This window comes from Geodermatophilus amargosae, from assembly GCF_041028265.1.
Taxonomy (GTDB): domain Bacteria; phylum Actinomycetota; class Actinomycetes; order Mycobacteriales; family Geodermatophilaceae; genus Geodermatophilus; species Geodermatophilus amargosae_A.
In genome coordinates, this window is sequence record NZ_JABGCW010000054.1 from 1 (window position 1) to 621 (window position 621).

Genomic DNA, 621 nt, shown 5'->3' on the forward strand with positions numbered 1-621 from the left:
AGGTCCCAAGGGTTGGGCTGTTCGCCCATTAAAGCGGTACGCGAGCTGGGTTTAGAACGTCGTGAGACAGTTCGGTCCCTATCCGCCGCGCGCGTAAGAGACTTGAGAAGAGCTGTCCCTAGTACGAGAGGACCGGGACGGACGAACCTCTGGTGTGCCAGTTGTACCGCCAGGTGCACTGCTGGTTGGCTACGTTCGGCAGGGATAACCGCTGAAAGCATCTAAGCGGGAAGCTCGCTTCGAGATGAGGTCTCTCACCGGGTCAACCGGGTAAGGCCCCCGCCCAGACCAGCGGGTTGATAGGCCGGAAGTGGAAGCACCGCGAGGTGTGGAGCTGACCGGTACTAACAGGCCGAGGGCTTGACCACACACCCCTTCCCCGTTGCGGGGCAGGGCCTGTCGAGCAACGATGTCGCGTCCACTGTGCGGTTCTGAACGCACCAACCCGCCCCCCGCATCACCTCGGGGGTGCCCGGGGTTGTCTCGTTCACAGTGTTACGGCGGCCATGGCGAGAGGGAAACGCCCGGACCCATTCCGAACCCGGAAGCTAAGCCTCTCAGCGCCGATGGTACTGCCCTGGAGACGGGGTGGGAGAGTAGGACGCCGCCGGACAACCATTC

Annotated in this window: 2 rRNA genes; both read left to right on the plus strand. The window is 63.1% G+C overall.

What is annotated here, in order from left to right:
- Nucleotides 1-368, plus strand: a 23S ribosomal RNA gene (locus HLV61_RS23170); the annotation flags it as partial.
- 128 nt (nucleotides 369-496) lie between these two features.
- Nucleotides 497-613, plus strand: a 5S ribosomal RNA gene (rrf, locus tag HLV61_RS23175).
- Nucleotides 614-621: the final 8 nt, after the last annotated feature.